Origin of the sequence: Clostridium sp. 1001283B150210_160208_E6 (assembly GCF_015669365.1) — a bacterium.
Classification (GTDB): domain Bacteria; phylum Bacillota; class Clostridia; order Clostridiales; family Clostridiaceae; genus Clostridium; species Clostridium paraputrificum.
In genome coordinates, this window is record NZ_JADPAA010000004.1 from 48,810 (window position 1) to 66,034 (window position 17,225).

The 17,225-nt window shown below is 30.5% G+C and carries 17 protein-coding genes and 1 other annotated feature; of the genes, 15 read left to right on the forward strand and 2 right to left on the reverse strand.

The window, feature by feature from the left end; all coding sequences use genetic code 11:
- The first annotated feature begins 3 nt into the window (after window positions 1–3).
- The 5 genes from yhbH to I4V16_RS06395 all read left to right on the forward strand — a co-directional run bounded on the left by yhbH (window position 4) and on the right by I4V16_RS06395 (window position 4,057).
- Window positions 4–1,176 (forward strand): sporulation protein YhbH, encoded by a 1,173-nt coding sequence (gene yhbH / locus I4V16_RS06375; RefSeq protein ID WP_049178952.1) that lies wholly within the window; start codon window positions 4–6, stop codon window positions 1,174–1,176.
- Window positions 1,177–1,178: 2 nt separating this feature from the next.
- On the forward strand, window positions 1,179–2,561 hold the full coding sequence (locus I4V16_RS06380) for a SpoVR family protein (protein WP_049178951.1): 1,383 nt from the start codon (window positions 1,179–1,181) through the stop codon (window positions 2,559–2,561).
- 51 nt (window positions 2,562–2,612) lie between these two features.
- Window positions 2,613–3,149, forward strand: a complete 537-nt coding sequence (locus I4V16_RS06385; RefSeq protein WP_049178950.1) for a rubrerythrin family protein — start codon at window positions 2,613–2,615, stop codon at window positions 3,147–3,149.
- Window positions 3,150–3,166: 17 nt separating this feature from the next.
- Window positions 3,167–3,613, forward strand: a complete 447-nt coding sequence (locus tag I4V16_RS06390) for a hypothetical protein (protein WP_111937317.1) — start codon at window positions 3,167–3,169, stop codon at window positions 3,611–3,613.
- 114 nt (window positions 3,614–3,727) lie between these two features.
- Complete coding sequence (locus I4V16_RS06395; protein ID WP_049178948.1) at window positions 3,728–4,057, forward strand: hypothetical protein; 330 nt, start codon at window positions 3,728–3,730, stop codon at window positions 4,055–4,057.
- Between the two features lie 61 nt (window positions 4,058–4,118).
- Here the strand turns inward: I4V16_RS06395 and pssA are convergent, their stop codons facing one another.
- Entirely contained in the window at window positions 4,119–4,640 is a 522-nt protein-coding gene (gene pssA / locus I4V16_RS06400; protein WP_049178947.1) for a CDP-diacylglycerol--serine O-phosphatidyltransferase, read from the reverse strand.
- A gap of 204 nt (window positions 4,641–4,844) precedes the next feature.
- Between pssA and I4V16_RS06405 the strand changes: the two genes are divergently transcribed.
- Window positions 4,845–5,723, forward strand: a complete 879-nt coding sequence (locus tag I4V16_RS06405) for a YegS/Rv2252/BmrU family lipid kinase (RefSeq protein WP_049178946.1) — start codon at window positions 4,845–4,847, stop codon at window positions 5,721–5,723.
- Window positions 5,724–5,889: 166 nt separating this feature from the next.
- Window positions 5,890–6,417 (forward strand): hypothetical protein, encoded by a 528-nt coding sequence (locus I4V16_RS06410; protein WP_243275733.1) that lies wholly within the window; start codon window positions 5,890–5,892, stop codon window positions 6,415–6,417.
- A gap of 106 nt (window positions 6,418–6,523) precedes the next feature.
- Here the strand turns inward: I4V16_RS06410 and I4V16_RS06415 are convergent, their stop codons facing one another.
- Window positions 6,524–8,458: a YgiQ family radical SAM protein gene (locus tag I4V16_RS06415; protein WP_049178944.1), complete on the reverse strand. Its 1,935-nt coding sequence runs from the start codon at window positions 8,456–8,458 to the stop codon at window positions 6,524–6,526.
- Window positions 8,459–8,801: 343 nt separating this feature from the next.
- Between I4V16_RS06415 and I4V16_RS06420 the strand changes: the two genes are divergently transcribed.
- From I4V16_RS06420 to I4V16_RS06455, 8 genes are all read left to right on the forward strand, one after another.
- Window positions 8,802–10,064 carry a CBS domain-containing protein gene (locus tag I4V16_RS06420; RefSeq protein ID WP_049178943.1) on the forward strand — a complete coding sequence of 421 codons (1,263 nt, stop codon included), beginning with the start codon at window positions 8,802–8,804 and terminating at the stop codon, window positions 10,062–10,064.
- 130 nt (window positions 10,065–10,194) lie between these two features.
- Window positions 10,195–10,430 (forward strand) — a binding site (T-box leader).
- Window positions 10,431–10,559: 129 nt separating this feature from the next.
- Complete coding sequence (cysK, locus tag I4V16_RS06425; protein WP_099328963.1) at window positions 10,560–11,468, forward strand: cysteine synthase A; 909 nt, start codon at window positions 10,560–10,562, stop codon at window positions 11,466–11,468.
- A 26-nt stretch (window positions 11,469–11,494) separates the two neighbouring features.
- The gene (gene epsC / locus I4V16_RS06430; RefSeq protein ID WP_049178941.1) at window positions 11,495–12,079 is read left to right on the forward strand and encodes a serine O-acetyltransferase EpsC; all 585 of its coding nucleotides are present in this window, start codon (window positions 11,495–11,497) and stop codon (window positions 12,077–12,079) included.
- 3 nt (window positions 12,080–12,082) lie between these two features.
- Window positions 12,083–13,069: a tRNA epoxyqueuosine(34) reductase QueG gene (gene queG / locus I4V16_RS06435; RefSeq protein WP_099328965.1), complete on the forward strand. Its 987-nt coding sequence runs from the start codon at window positions 12,083–12,085 to the stop codon at window positions 13,067–13,069.
- 254 nt (window positions 13,070–13,323) lie between these two features.
- A complete protein-coding gene (locus I4V16_RS06440; protein ID WP_099328966.1) occupies window positions 13,324–14,340 on the forward strand; it encodes an oxidoreductase in 1,017 nt (338 codons plus the stop codon).
- A gap of 25 nt (window positions 14,341–14,365) precedes the next feature.
- Window positions 14,366–15,070: a lysophospholipid acyltransferase family protein gene (locus tag I4V16_RS06445; RefSeq protein ID WP_195542048.1), complete on the forward strand. Its 705-nt coding sequence runs from the start codon at window positions 14,366–14,368 to the stop codon at window positions 15,068–15,070.
- Entirely contained in the window at window positions 15,071–15,730 is a 660-nt protein-coding gene (gene nth / locus I4V16_RS06450) for an endonuclease III (protein WP_099328968.1), read from the forward strand.
- A gap of 175 nt (window positions 15,731–15,905) precedes the next feature.
- Window positions 15,906–17,195 (forward strand): PTS sugar transporter subunit IIC, encoded by a 1,290-nt coding sequence (locus I4V16_RS06455; RefSeq protein WP_099328969.1) that lies wholly within the window; start codon window positions 15,906–15,908, stop codon window positions 17,193–17,195.
- Window positions 17,196–17,225 lie beyond the last annotated feature (30 nt).

Here is a 17,225-nt window from a genome sequence, read left to right on the forward strand (position 1 = left end):
TAGATGGCAATCTTTAGAGATAATAGTGAGAATGCAGTAGAACACGATAGGTCCATAGAAGATAGAAGAAGACATAGGCAGCTAGTAGAAAAGTCTATAAAAGAAAACTTAGGAGATATTTTATCAGAAGAAAGTATTATAGGGGAAGGTAAGAATAAAAAGTTTAAGATTCCAATTAGAGGAATAAAAGAATATCAATTTGTTTACGGAAAGAACTCAAAGGGGGTAGCCTCTGGTACGGGAGAAGAAAAAAGGGGCGATAAAATAGGTAGTGGAAAACCACAAGGAGCAAATGGAAAAGGTGGAGCAGGTAATAGAGAAGGAGAAGACATATATGAAACGGAAATAACATTAGAGGAACTTCTAGATTATATTACTGAAGACCTAGATTTGCCAAATTTAGATAAGAAAAAGTATTCTGAGATTGTTACTGAAAGTTCAGGTAAAAAGAAGGGGTATCAGAGATATGGAATCAATCCGCGTTTAGCAAAAAAGAGGACTGTTATGTCTAAAATTGCTAGAAAGCAGGGGAAAAAGAGAGCATTAGCAGAAGAGGGGATAGAAACAGATATAGAGAGATTCCCCTTTAGAGAAGAGGATTTAAGGTATTACAGAGTAAAGAAAAAGCCTAAAAGAGAAAGTAACGCAGTTATGATATTTATCATGGATGTATCAGGATCTATGGATAGTACTAAAAAATATTTGGCTAGATCTTTTTTCTTTGTATTATCTAAATTCTTAAGGCGTAAGTACAATAATATTGCTTTTGAATTTATCTCTCATACAACTGTAGCAAAGAGGGTAGATGAATATGAGTTTTTCCACAAAGCAGAATCTGGTGGAACCTATATATCTAGTGGGGTAAGACTGGCTTTAGATTTAATAAAAGAAAAATATCCACCAGAGGTGTGGAACATTTACCCTGTTTATGCGTCAGATGGGGATAACTGGACAGAAGATAATGAAAGAGCAATGAAAGCAGTAAAAGAATTATGTTCAGTAAGCAATATGTTTGGATATGCAGAACTATTACCTTCTACCTACTCTACAACTATGTATTATAGGTTTTTAAAAGAAATAAATGAAGAAAATTTTATACCTGTAATAGTTAAAGAAAAAAAGGACTTATGGGAGGCGTTAAAGTTAATGCTTAGTAAGGAACTAAAGGAGGAGTAGGTTTGGAATATGTTTTAAAAGATTTAATGGAATGGAATGAGGCTATAGAAAGTAAGGCTAAGGAGCTTGGCTTAAATTTCTATCCTCAAGAATTTGAAATTATAGGGTTTAATGAAATGTTAGGATATGAGGCATACGTAGGTATGCCTTCTAGGTACCCTCATTGGAGTTTTGGTAAGTCTTATGAAAAGAATAAAACACTATATTCCTTTGATTTAACGGGTTTACCATATGAGATGGTAATTAACTCTAATCCCTGCTTAGCATACTTAATGAGAGAAAATACTCTTCCCTTACAAATACTAACTATGGCACATGTATATGGTCATAATGACTTTTTTAAAAATAATAGACTTTTTAAAGAGGGAACTAGAGCTAAATTAGCATTAGAGATGTTTAAGCTTGATGGAGAAATTATTAGAGAATATATTAATGCTCCAGGAATAGGGTATGAAAAAGTAGAAAGAATTTTAGATGCTGCTCATGCAATAAGATATAACATAGGTAGAGTAATTGGAAGAAAAGAAATGACAGATGAGGAAATACGAAAGAATAGAATAGAGGATTATAAAAAGGCTATTGAAAATAAAAGTATACTTGATATGGATATGGTAATAGAAGAACCTATTTTAGATAAGATTCCTTTAGAGCCTTATGATGATGTTGTAGGGTTTATTATTAAATATGGAAAATTAGAAGAATGGGAAAGGGATATTGTTAGAATAGTCAAAAGAGAAACTGAATATTTTATGCCACAAATAGAAACTAAGACTATGAATGAAGGTTGGGCAAGCTATTGGCATTATAATATTTTAAAAAGTTTAGATTTACCTGAGGGCTTACACTTTGAGTTTTTGAAAAGGCATAATGATGTGGTTGCTCCTATGTTAGGAGGATTAAATCCATACTATGTAGGCTTTAAAATGTTTGAAGATATAGAAAAAAGGTATGGAAGAGATAAGATATTTGAAGTTAGATCCATGGAAAGAGACGCTTCATTTATAAGAAGATATCTAACACAAGAATTATGTGAGGAGTTAAACCTGTTCCAATATGGTAAAAAAAGTTTTGATTATGTTATAGAAGAAGTATCAGATGAAGATGGTTGGAAAGAAATTAGGGATAACTTAGCCTTTACAGCTGGATTAGGATCAATCCCGTATATAAGAGTGATAGATTTAAATACAAGAGACCTTACCTTAACCTTAGAACATGTATATGATGGAAGAGAGCTAGAGGCAACTTATGCAAAAGAAACATTAAAGTATGTTCAACAGCTATGGGGATATAAGGTTAGATTGTTGACTAAAAATAAAGACAATAAGGAATTCTATATTAATTGTGATGTGGATAAAAAGATAACAGTAACAGAGAGTAACAAATAGATAGAGATATGAATAATTTATAGATGAGTAATAAATACTTAGGAGAATAAAATGAATCTTAAAGGTAGTGAAACAGAAAAAAACCTTTATAAAACATTTGCAGGAGAATCAAGAGCAAATACAAAATACTCACTGTATGCTGAACAGGCAAGAAAAGAAGGATATAGATGGGTAGCAGAGATATTTGAAGAAACTGCAGGAAATGAAAAAGCTCATGCTAGAGAAGTGTTAAAAAAGTATCTTTGTAAAATAAATAATACAGAAGCTAACCTAAGGGATGCTGCAAAAGGTGAAGCACAAGAAGCAAATAGAACTTATAAAGATTTTGAAAATGTAGCTAGAAAAGAAGGCTTTTATGATATCGCAGATTTTTATAAAGAGCTTCAAGAGGTGGAAGAAGCCCATGAAGAAAGATTTATAAAGTTAGCAGATAAGATAAAAGAGGACGAGATGTTTAAGAGTATAGGTCCTTCATTATGGCAATGTATGAACTGCGGTTATATACATGAAGGAACAGAAGCACCTAAGAATTGTCCTTTATGTAATTATCCAAAGTCCTACTTCAAACCTTATTGTAAAGTTAAGTAATTCCTAGGAGGAGAATGATGTATTATAATTTACCAGATAAATATTTTTATCCAGTAGTAGAAAAAGATGATTTAGAATTTGAAGAGAACTTATTTAGGTCTATAGATGTAGAAGCAAGTGAGGAAGAAGAAAAAAGAGAAGTAATGGATTCAACTGAAGGTAATGAAGTAGTTGAAGATAAAGAAGTAAATGTAGTAAGTGAAAGAGAAGAAAATGATTCTGATATAGACATGAAAGAAGAAGAGGTTATAGAAGAACCTGTAGGAGAAATGAGGGGAGAAGAAGAAACTGAAGATAGTACTGAGGAGAGTATTGTAGAAGAGGCAGATGAAGAATACTCTTCAAGTGAACAAGAAGAAACAAGAAGTGAAGACATAATTGAAGATGTAGAAATAATAGAAGATGATGAAGCAGAAGTAATAGAAATTTCTGAAGAAGAAGAAGAAAAAGTTGTAGAAAGTTAATAGTTAAATTTAGAGAGGTGTTTCAAATATATAAATTTGAGGCACCTTTTTATATATACATTAAAATGAATTCATAGAATATATTTTAATATATAAATGATTAGGAGTTAAATAATGGGATATGATAATTTAATAAGAAGTCACTATGAAGATTTAAATAATATGAGTACTATGTTAAGAAATTATATAGAAATATATAGGCTACTAATAAGTAGTACAGTAGATTTGCATGCTACATCAGTAATAAAAAAGAGTGAAATAAAGCATGCTTTAGAAAGAATAGATGATGTTGGGGAGCTTATAGATGATTTATTAAAGACAATAAAAAAATGTGAAGGTTCTTATGTAAAATATTGCTCACTAAAAAATGAAGTTATAGTTGCTAATACACAAAAAGAGAGTATATTAACAGAAATACATGATGATATAGACTACCACAATTAGACGTAAATAAAGAATTCTGTAGAACAGAATTCTTTATTTAATATTAATTAAAAATTTTAAATTAAATCTTTTTAAGATGTATTTTGCTAACCATTAAGTAAGCACCTAAAATCATAAAAATAATAGCTAAAAATACTGGTGCGTTTGCATAGTTTGCAATTAAAGCGAATGCAGCAAGGAAGCAACCTGTAATTGTTATAGGAACACCTGTAAAAACACCATCAAATGAAGATGTATTATATCTTGCTAATCTATATGCGCCACAGATTGGGAAAGCAACTAAAAGTATTATTCCTAAAATTCCCTTTGGCCCAAAAGTATTTAAATTAAATAATATATATATTAATACAGATGGAGCTACACCAAAAGATACTAAATCAGCTAATGAATCTAGTTCTTTTCCTAGGTCGCTTGATACTTGTAGAAATCTAGCAACTCTTCCATCGTACCTATCAACTAAACCTGCTATAAGTATGAAAATACTTGCTAAAACATATTGTTTTTCAAAAGTTGAAAGTAGTGAAAATACACCACATGACAAGTTAATGAAAGTAAATATGTTAGGAATACAGCTTTTTCTCATATAATCACTCCTAAAATTACTTTTGTTTACAATGAATAATTATATCATATAAATTAATATAATATAAGAGAAAATATACATTTAAGATAATCTTAATGTAGTTATAGTAATCTTAAATTTTTATTAACTTAAAGAGGAGTTTCTCGACAATATTTGGTATTGGTGATATAATCCTCTGTAGTATTATTAGAGCGGAGGTATATTATGAAAAAGGTTAGGTTCATATATAACCCATACTCAGGTGAAAATATTATATTACATGAATTAGATAAAGTAATGAAGTTGCATCAAGAAAAAGGATATCAAGTAGTTCCATATAGAATACAAAAAGATAGGGATATTGATGAGGCTTTTGACATTATAGATAAAGATTATAAGTATGTATTAGTTGCTGGTGGTGACGGTACAGTAGACTCAGTAGTTAATGCAATGATGAACAGAGGAATTGATTTGCCAATAGGAATACTACCAGTTGGTACGGCAAATGATTTTGGTAAGTTTATAGGTATTCCTTCAGATGTTGCAAAGGCATGTAAGCAAATACTTCAATCTGAGCCTAAAGCGGTTGATATAGGAAAAATAAATGATAAGTACTTTATAAATGTAGCGAGCTCAGGATTATTTACAGATGTATCTCAAAAAACTGACTTGAACTTAAAAAATACAATAGGGAAACTTGCCTATTATCTTAAGGGTATAGAGGAAATTCCTAATTTTAGAAGATTAAAAGTTCACTTAAAATCTAAGGAAGTAGATTTTGATGGTGAAATGTATTTAATACTTGTTTTTAATGGACAGACAGCAGGAAACTTTAAGTTAGCAACTAGAGCTGATGTTAATGATGGATATCTTGATGTTATTATGATAAAGGCAGTACCAATAATAGAGATATTACCTTTATTTATAAAGATACTTAAGGGAGAGCATTTAGATTCAGATAAAGTAATATATTTTAAAACTGATGATATCTTAATAGAGTCAGAGGAAGATATTGTTGTTGATATCGATGGAGAAAAGGGACCGGATTTTCCACTAAGAATTAGATGTATAAAAGGTGGAATGAAAGTTTTAGGAATAAAATAGTATATTTTTTAATAATTATAAGTAACAGTAGAGTAAGTTAGGAGTGTTCGGAGTGAATTTAGCCTATTATATTTTCTTGTTACTTATAATTTTTTTGCTTATTTTCTTGATGAAAAAGAATTTGAAGGTTTCTCCCAAGAAGATAAAAGCATATATGATGGTGGTAATGAGTCTTTTTGTCTTAAGATACATAGGATTATTTTTGTTATGCATAATGAAAGATGGTAGATTTGTATATATGTTAAAGTCATTGCTATTTTTAAATCATCTTGCAATACCATTAATGATTTTAGCTTTAGCATATGTATATTTAAGATGGGATAAGTTGAGTTTTAACATCAACTACATTATTGCATTAGTATTAGTTATTTTATATGGGGCAACAATGTTTACTATGAAGGGGAAGGTTGTCTTTAATCCCATTTATGGATATGTAATAAAGATATATAACGAAACAGCATTATTTTTAGGTTCATTAGTGATTATTGGGAGTCTTTTAATTTATTGTGTATATTTTTTAGATAAACCCCATAACAATAAAAAAGGTATGATATATTTAATAATTGCATCATTAGTGGTGATATTAGAGAATGTATTGTATTTAGGAGGATTAAGATTATTTCCATATCCCATTTTTGGTGATGGAATATTTCTTATGATAATGGGATTTGCAATAAATACATTTAAAAAGTGATAAATAATGAATAATTTCGGTTAAAACTTTGCTTTTGCAAAGTTTTTTATTTTTATAGAATTAAAGAGAAATTGCAAAGCAATTTCTCTTCCTTATTAATTATTTATTACCTATTTCTTTTCTTTCTAGAAGATTTACTATGATTTGATTTTCTTTTAGGAGCATCTTCATTACTTCTAGTATTATTTTGTGTTTTTTTAGAAGTGTTAGATTTTACTTTTTTTCCACTATTATTTCTTGGTGGATTTGCAGGTATTAAGCAATCTTTTCCACTACCAATTAAATCTTCTCTACCAGCTTTAATTAAAGCTTTTTTAACTATTTCATAGTTCTTAGGAACTCCAAATTGAATTAGAGCTCTTTGCATATTTTTTTCTTCTTGAGTTTTTGGAGTATATACCTTTTCTCCTGTTAATGGATTATATCCAATATAGTATATTGTTGTAGATAAGCTACCTGGTGTAGGGTAGAAATCTTGAACTTGCTCAGGTGTATATCCCATGCTTTTAACATATTGAGCTAACTCAATTGCAGCATTTAAATCTGATCCAGGGTGAGAAGACATTAAGTAAGGAACTAAATATTGCTTCTTACCTAGCTTCTTATTTATATCAAAGTATTTATTAACAAATCTATCATATACTTCTCTTGTTGGTTTACCCATTTGAGCTAAAACTCTAGGAGTAACATGCTCAGGAGCAACCTTCAATTGTCCGCTTATATGATGTTCACATAATTCCTTGAAGAATGTATCGTCTTTATCATGAATCATGTAATCATATCTTAAACCTGAACGAACAAATACTTTTTTAATTCCTTTTATAGATCTAACTCTTCTTAAAACAGATAAGTATTCTTTGTGGTCTATAATAAGATTTTTACATGGTTTTGGGAACATACACTGTTTATGTTTGCAAGCACCATGCTCTTTTTGAACATTACAAGCTCTGTGTCTAAAGTCAGCTGTTGGTCCACCAACATCATGAATATATCCCTTAAAGTCAGGTAAAGTTGTAAGAAGTTTTGCTTCATCAACAATTGAATCCCCGTCCCTAGTTTGGATTATTCTACCTTGGTGGAAAGTTAAAGCACAGAATGAACATGAACCATAACATCCTCTATGACTTGTGATAGAAAACTTAACTTCTTGTATAGCTGGGATTCCCCCTAGTTTTTCATAAGAAGGGTGATAGGTTCTCATAAAAGGTAAATCATATGTAAAGTTCATTTCCTCATTAGTTAAAGGAACTTGAGGTGGATTTTGAACTAAATATCTATCACCATGTTTTTGTATTATTCCTTTTCCTCTAATAGGGTCTTGTTCATAGTATTCAACTTTAAAGGCATCACCATAAGCAGTTGTATCTGAAGATACTTCCTCAAAAGAAGGAACAGTTATATATTTATCTAATCCTGATATATCCTTTGTTAAATAACAAGTCCCTCTAATTCCTGTTAAACTATTTGCACTAGCACCATATTTAAACATTTCAGCTATTTGAACAATAGTTTTTTCACCCATACCATATATTAAAAGGTCTGCTTTAGAATCAACTAAAATACTTCTTCTAACTTTATTGTCCCAGTAGTCATAATGAGCAAATCTTCTTAAGCTTGCCTCTATACCTCCAATAACTATTGGTACATCTTTATAGGCTTCTCTTACTCTATTACAATAAACTATTACAGCTCTATCTGGTCTGTATCCACTTTTACCACCAGGAGAGTAAAAATCGTCATGTCTTTTCTTCTTAGCAGCTGTATAATGGTTAACCATAGAATCTATATTTCCAGAGTTAACAAGGAAGGCATACTTAGGCTTACCAAGTTTTTTAAAGTCGTCTGCATTGTTCCAATTTGGTTGAGCAATAACACCAACTTTAAATCCTTGTGACTCTAAAGTACGTCCAATAATTGCTGTACCAAAAGATGGATGGTCTACATAAGCATCTCCTGTAACTATAATAAAGTCTAATTGTTCTATATTTCTTTTTAATAAATCTTCTTTACAAATAGGTAAAAAATCTTTAGCTAATTTCATCTTAAAAACTCCAATTCAGATAAATTATTCCAAGAGGTTTCCACTAATTCTTGTCTACTTATATTAACATAGACATTTTTCATTTACAAATGGGAAAAAGTTGTTTACTTTTAGAGGGCATATAATATAATAAATATTGAAGGATAAGTGCTGACAACTATTGTCAGCTATTTTTGAGTATAACTATATTTGGAATTTTTAAACATAAAAGGTGGTGTAAATAATGGAGGGTGGGCCTCAGCATAGGTCATTGCCAAAACTGAATAAGAGTAAAACTAGAGGAAGCTCTACATTATTTATAAATTTATAATGTTCTTCCTCTAGATAATAAGGAGGAAGCGTTATGAAAAGACTATCAGTTTTTCTATATTCACAGATACTAGGAAAAAATATCTATGATGAATTTAATGATGTTTTAGGTTCCCTAAAAGATATTTATGTAACTACTGATGAGGGATATCCAAGAGTAATCGGATATAAGGTGAAAAAAGATGGTTCCACATTTAACTATGAGTTTAAGAGCATAGGTGTCTACGATGATAATGGAAGAATTGTTATCAAGACAGTAGGTAGTAGAGAAATATTAGCTAGAACTTATACTTATTTATTATCTAGGAATTTATTAGATAAGAATATAGTAGATATTAATGGTAAACAGGTTGTTAGAGTTAATGATATGAGAATGGCTGAAATTGCTGGAGAGTATAGAGTTGTAGCTGTAGAAACAGGACCGTTAGCTAAATTCAGAAGAATGGGCATGAGTGGTGTTGGTAAGGTGTTATATAAGTTCCTAAAGAAAGATTATGAAGATAAAATATTAATGTGGGATGATGTTGAGTCTATAGAGATGGTTAATAATAATTTGCAGTTATCAAAGTCTTATAAGAAATTAACAGCCTTACATCCAGCTGATTTAGCTGATATATTAGAAGATCTAGACGAAAGTTCAAGAAGAGCATTATTTGAATCCTTAGATGAAGATTTAGCTGCTGAAACTTTCGAAGAAATTGAAGACGAATATAAAGGAAGCATAATTAAGGATTTATCAGAAGTAAAAACGGCTGAATTACTAGAAAATATGGGTAATGATGAAATAGCCGATTTATTAGATGAACTAGACGAAGAAGAAAAAGAAAAAGTTTTAGTAAACTTGGAGCATGAGGATGCAGAAGAAGTACAAGAACTTTTAAAATATGAAGATGAAACAGTGGGTAGTATAATGACAAAAGAATTTATTTCTTTTGGATTAAATGTTACTGTAGAAGAAACAGTTGAAATACTTAAGGAAATGCAACCTGATGAAGAAGTTATGTATTATATTTATGTAACTGATGAAGAGGATAAAATTAAAGGATTAGTAATATTAAGAGATCTATTATTAAGCGATGGTAAGAAAAAGCTTTCAGAACTTATGGAAGAAAATATTACCACAGTTAAGCATACCGAATCTATAGAAGAAGTAATAGATAAGGCGGCTAAGTACGATTTATTATCAACAGCTGTTGTAGATGAAGATAATAGGTTAATTGGTATAGTATTAATTCACGATATAATAGATGAAGAATTCTATCCATTATGGAAAAAGAAGAACAAATCAACTAAGTAATGAATAAGTTTAGAAGAGAAATTGTTTTGCAATTTCTCTTTTTATTGTATAAAGAAAAAAATAAAAAACTGTTGACAATTTTAGGATAAAGCATATAATAAGATTATAAAGCATAGCAAAATACTCTGAATTAAAAACAGTGAAGAAGGAAAGTAGCTTTTATGAGGTTTACAGAGAGAAAAGGTAGTTGAGAACTTTTCATCCATATTAATTGTGAAGTGCCCTTTGGAGTTGAGGTCTGAAATAGTAGTAAGATTATCCGGGTTCACCCGTTATAGTGATACGGTATGTGCACGTACCTGATAAAAGAGTGGGATTTTTATAATCCAATTAGAGTGGAACCGCGAATTTTACTTCGTCTCTATAATTAATAGAGTCGGGGTTTTTTTATTTATAAAAAATTAGGATGAAAGTTTTAGCTAAACATTCCGGGATAGCTTTCACCCTAGGCAAAATAAAGTTATTAATACAATAAATTTTGGGAGGTTTTTAAACATGATTTATAATGGAATATTAGAATTAGTAGGAAAAACACCAGTGCTTAAGGTGAATAGTTTAGTGGATGAAAATAGTGCAGAGGTATATGTAAAGCTAGAAAAATTTAATCCAGGTGGTAGCGTTAAGGATAGAGCTGCTTTAGGAATGATTGAAAAAGCTGAAAAAGAAGGACTATTAAAACCAGGAGTAACAATAGTTGAACCAACAAGTGGGAATACTGGAATAGGTTTAGCTATGATAGGAAAATTAAAGGGATATAAGGTTATAATAATTATGCCTGAAACAATGAGCAAAGAAAGAAGAGATTTAATCAAGGCATATGGAGCAGAGCTTGTATTAACAGAAGGTAGCAAGGGAATGAAGGGTGCTATAGAAAAGGCCCTAGAATATGAAAAACAAGGTGGATACTTTATTCCGCAACAATTCGAAAATATAGCAAATCCAGAAAAGCACTATGCTACAACAGCAGAAGAAATATTTGAAGATATAAATGATTTAGATTACTTTATTTCAGGAGTTGGAACAGGTGGAACTGTAACAGGTGTTGGAAAAAACTTAAAGGAAAAAATAAGTGGAGTAAAGGTAGTTGCAGTTGAACCATCTAAATCTCCAGTTTTAAGTGGAGGAAATCCAGGACCACATAAGATACAAGGTATAGGGGCAGGATTTATTCCAGGAAACTATGATAGTTCAATTATAGATGAAGTAGTACAAGTGACAGATGAAGATGCATTTAAAACTGCAAAGGAATTTGCTGCACAAGAAGGTGTATTAATAGGAATATCATCAGGAGCAGCAGTGTTTGCAGCATTAGAGTTAGCTAAGAAGGTAGGAAAGGGCAAGAAGATTCTTGCTATTGCTCCAGATGGAGGAGAAAAATATATATCAATGGGTTTATATGACTAGAAAATAGAAGCAAAGGAGTTGTGGCAATGTTCAAAACTTTAAATTATAACTTAGGCAGAATTGTAGAAAATGATCCAGCAGCAAGAAGCAAATTAGAAGTATTATTATTGTATCCATGTATTCATGTAGAGATTGCTCATAGATTATCACATTTTTTATATAAGCATAAATGGTTTTTCTTAGCTAGATTAATATCGCAAATAGCTAGATTCTTTACTGGAATAGAGATTCATCCAGGTGCTACAATAGGAAAGGGATTATGCATAGATCACGGAATGGGTGTTGTTATTGGAGAAACAGCAGAGATTGGTGACGATGTTTTAATCTATCATGGTGTAACACTTGGAGGAACAGGAAAAGATAAAGGAAAAAGGCATCCTACCATAGGTAATGGAGTGGTAATAGGAGCAGGGGCTAAAGTATTAGGACCTATAAAAGTTGGAGATAATGCAAAGATAGGAGCTAATGCTGTAGTTGTTAAAGATGTTCCAGAAGGAGCAACAGCAGTAGGGATTCCGGCAAAAAATATTATTAGAACTAGTGCTACTATTATTGAAATAAGTGATTTTAGGGGAGCAAAGAAAAAAATATTTAATGATATGGTGATATAAAAAATGAGTTTAAAGGAAGAAGTTTTGTCATACTGCAACAGTTTAGGATTAACCAACATTGGTTTTATAAAGTGCAGAGAATTTAATGAGCTTGAAGATTTCTATGAAAATAGAAAAAAATTAAATGTACAAAATGAGTTTGAAGAGGAAGATATTCAAAAAAGAATAAATCCAAATCATTATATGGAAGAGGGAAAGACTATAATTTCTATAGCTTTCCCTTATCTTCATGACCAAGAACATTTTGATAATGGATTTTCATTATATACTAGAGGTAATGATTATCACAGGGTATTAAAGGACTACCTAGATAAAATATGTGAATTTATAATATTAAGGGGCGGAAAGGCTATATCCTTTGTAGATAGCAATACCTTACCTGAAAGATATATAGCTTATTTAGCTGGTGTAGGTTTTATAGGAAAGAACAATATGTTAATTACTAAAGAATATGGTTCTTATGTATTTTTGGGAGAGATAATTACAGATTTAGAGATGTATGATGATGATAATGGTAACTTTGAAGAACTTATGAAATATAAAGAATGTGGAGAATGTGCTATTTGTTTTGGAGAGTGTCCTACAAAGTCAATCAATCCTAATAAAAAAAATTCTAATATATGTTTATCTTATATTACTCAAAAAAAGGATCTAGAAGAGTGGGAAATTAAGGCCTTGAAGGGAAGAACTTTTGGGTGCGATAGTTGCCAACTAAGATGTCCATATAATAAAGAAATCAAATTTTCTCAGATAGAAGGGTTTAAACCACTAGAATTTATGGAGAAAGATTACAGTGATAATATAGTTAATATGGGAAATGGAGAATTTAAATCTACATTAAAGAATACATCTTGTGGGTGGAGAGGTAAGAATGTACTAAAAAGAAATGTTCTAATTAGGATGAAAATGTATAGTGGAAAAGATATTAGTGCAATAAAAACTGATTCTCCATATATACAAGAATATATTAATAGAATAAAAAAATATTAAATAAAGAGTATAATTTAAGCCTTAGTATTAGATGAATAAAAAAATACATCTATACTAAGGCTTTTTATAAATATTATTTCACATCCAAAGTTTTGAAACTGTCGAATTAATTCTTATAACATCCCAAAAGTCTTTTTTAGAATTTTGATTTCTTAATAACATTTCATAAATATATTCTAGAAGTTCTTCAAGAAATTCATATGTGATATAATATATTTCGGTGGATAAAAGTTACAATTTATTAGGAGGAGTTTATGTTTAATATAGGTTATATAGGTAATGGAAAGAGTACTAATAGATATCATATTCCATTCGTATTAGAAAGAGATAATATAAGAATTAAAACTATATATAGGAGAAATCCAGAACATGATACTTGGAGCAAGATTCCAGGAGTTAAATACACATCAGATATATATGAATTATTAAATGATGATGAAATTAATCTAGTAGTAGTATGCACCCATCAAGATAGTCATTATGAGTATGCAAAAATGGTTTTGGAAAACAATAAACATTGTTTAGTCGAAAAACCATTTATGAAGACATCAGAGGAAGCAAAAGAAATATTTAAATTGGCAAAAGAAAAGGGACTTATAGTTCAAACTTATCAGAATAGACGTTTTGACAGTGATTTTTTAACAGTTCAAAAAGTAATAGAGGAAGGAAAACTTGGAGAATTGTTTGAAATTGAAATGAATTTTGATTATTATCGCCAAGAGGTACCAGAACATAGTAAATATAAAGGCGCTAATAATTCTTTTCTATATGGACATGGCTGTCATACTATAGATCAAGTAATTAGTTATTTTGGAAAGCCGGATAAGATTAATTATGATGTGAGACAATTACTAGGGGAAGGAAAAATGAATGATTACTTCCAAGTGGATATGTTTTATGATAATTTAAAGGTATCTGTTAGATCAAGTTATTTTAGAATAAAGGAAAGACCTAGCTTTATAGTGTATGGAAAGAAAGGGTGCTTTATAAAACAAACTAAAGACCGTCAAGAGGAACATCTAAAGTTATTCTATATGCCAGATAACAAAGACTTCGGAGTTGATACATTAATGCATTATGGGGATATAACTTATATTGATGATAATGGTGAGATTCATGAGGAAAAGGTTAAATCTGTTCGTGGTGATTATGGTAGAGTATATGACGATTTATATGAAGCTATAGTAAATAGAGCTCCTAAAAAGATTAAAGATGAAGAAACCTTATTGTTGATGGAAATATTAGAAAAAGGTATAAAGGATTTAAAGTAGTACAGAAGGTAGGTGTAAGTTAAGTATGTTATCACCATTTACAGTTAAAGTGTTGAAAATATTACCAGAAGGGTTAGTTGTTACAGTAGCAAAGAAAATAACTAATAATTATTTAAAAAAGTTTGCAAGATTACATATAGAGGGATTTGAAGAGCTAGAACAATATGAGGGACCATTTATATTTATTTGTAATCACTTAAGTAATTCAGATGGTATTGTTTTAAATAAGTTATTAAAGGAAAAGTATGATCCATATTTTGTTGCAGGAGTTAAATTAACAAATGACCCTATTACAAATGTAGGAACAAAAATGGTAAAAAATATACCTGTTAAACCTAATACCGCAGACAAAGAAGCAATAACAACAATGGTTAAGACAGTTAAGAGTGGAGAAAATTTATTGATTTTTCCAGAAGGAACAAGAAGTAGAACAGGTGCAATGATTGAAGGAAAAAAGGGTATATTATTATTAGCAAGAATGACTAAAGCTAAAATTGTACCTATCGGAATGAGTGGAACAGATAAGCTTCTTCCAATTGATGAAGGGGGTAATATGGGCAGCGAAACTTGGCATGAAGCAGATGTTACTGTTAAGTTTGGAAAGCCAGTAGAATTACCTAAAAGAATTAAGGAAGAAGATAAACATGAATATGATAATAAGTGCATGTATATTCTGATGAGGTCAATAGCTGAATTATTACCTGAAGAATATAGAGGAGTTTATAAATAGATGAAGAAAAAAACAAAAGAAATTTTAGAAATTTTAAAAGAAACTTATCCAGATGCAAAATGTGAGCTTAATCATGAGACTCCGTTTCAGTTATTAGTAGCAACAATTTTATCTGCTCAAACTACAGATAAAAAAGTTAATGAAGTTACAGAAACACTATTTAGAGATTATCCGGATTTAGATGCTTTTTTAACACTTTCTAATGAAGAGCTTGAAGAAAGAATAAAGCAAATAGGACTTTATAGAAGTAAGGCTAAAAATTTAATAATGATGTGCCATCAGCTTAAAGAAAAATATAATGGAGAAGTTCCTAATACTATGGAGGGAATAACATCTCTTGCTGGAGCTGGAAGAAAAACTGCAAATGTAGTTTTATCAAATGCTTTTGGTGTTCCTTCAATAGCTGTAGATACTCATGTTTTTAGAGTATCTAATCTTTTAGGATTGGCTGATTCTGATAATGTTTTAGAAGTTGAAAAACAATTACAAAAGGAATTACCAAAAAAGGAATGGTCATTAGCACATCACTTATTAATATTTCATGGTAGAAGGTGTTGTATAGCTAGAAGGCCACAATGTGAAGTGTGTCCACTAGCACATCTATGTAAATATAAGAAGCAAAAAGATAAAGAGGAGAAGAAAATAAAAAAGAAAAGATAATAAATTAAAATAATATAGAATAGAAACTGTTTAGCAGTTTCTTTTTTTGTTTAGAAAAGTTTTATGTAAGTAGTAGGTGTGGAAAATTTTCCGGAGTTAGGAATGGATTTGTGTAAAAAAGTCCATATAATAAGTATTGTAAACGTTATTTAAGATAACAAAGGAGGAATGATTAATGAATTTTATATCTAATTTTATTGAAGAAAAAATGGTTCCTGTTGTATCAAAATTTGCATCCCTTAGATACATGAGAGCATTAAAGTCAGGCTTTATGGTGATAATGCCTCTTACAATTATTGCATCAGTATTTTTATTAATTACTGATTTCCCTATTACTGGATATCCGGAGTTTATGGCAAAGATATTTGGGCCAGAGTGGGATAGTTTCCTTTCTCCAGCATATAGAGCAACCTTTGATATGATGGGTATATTATTAGCTGGTACAATAGCATACAAGCTAGCAGAAAGCGATGAAGTTGACCCATTACCAGTTATGATAATTTCAATAGTTGCATACGTAATTGTTACACCCAAATTTGTGACAGCTGAATCAGGCGAAGTCATAAATAAAGTTTTACCAATGGCTTGGCTTGGAACAAAAGGTGTTATAACAGCAATAATAATGAGTATTACGTCCACAGAGATATATAGATTTATTGTTAAAAAGAATTTAGTAATAAAGTTACCAGAGAATGTACCTCCAATGGTATATAAATCATTCTTTTCATTAGTTCCAGGCGTAATTGTAGTTGCATTTGCATTACTAGTTAATGGTATATTCCTTACAATGGGTAAATCAATGCATGAATTTATTTATGATATTTTACAAGTACCATTACAAGGATTAACAGCATCTCCTATAGCAATAACAATAGTAGCAGGTTTAAATGGATTCTTATGGTGGTTTGGTATTCATCCAACAGTTGTTAACTCAATTGTAAATCCATTATTAAATGCAAACTCAGTAGAAAATCTTGAATTATTTAAGCAAGGAGCTTTAACTTTAGAAAATGCCAACATAGGTACAATTCAAATGATTGACCAATTTGCAACTATAGGTGGAGCAGGTATGACAATAGGTCTTGTGCTAGCAATGCTTGTAGTAGCTAAATCTCAAAGAATGAAGATGTTAAGTAAATTAAGCACAGTACCAGCAGTATTTAACATAAATGAACCAATAGTATTTGGATTACCAATAATTATGAATCCGTTAATGTTAATTCCACTTACTTTAGCACCAATAGTATCTGTACTTATAGCATATGGGGCAATAGTAATAGGATTTATGAACCCGTTCAATGGAGTAGTAGCACCATGGCCAACACCACCAATATTTAGTGGTTTCTTAGTAAGTGGATGGCAAGGAGCAGTTGTTCAAGTAGTTGCAATTATAGCAGCCTTTGCAATATATTATCCATTTGTGTTAGCCTTAGACAAGCAATATAGAGCAGAAGAAGTGGCATAATAATATAAAAATGTTTTAGGAGGCGCACAC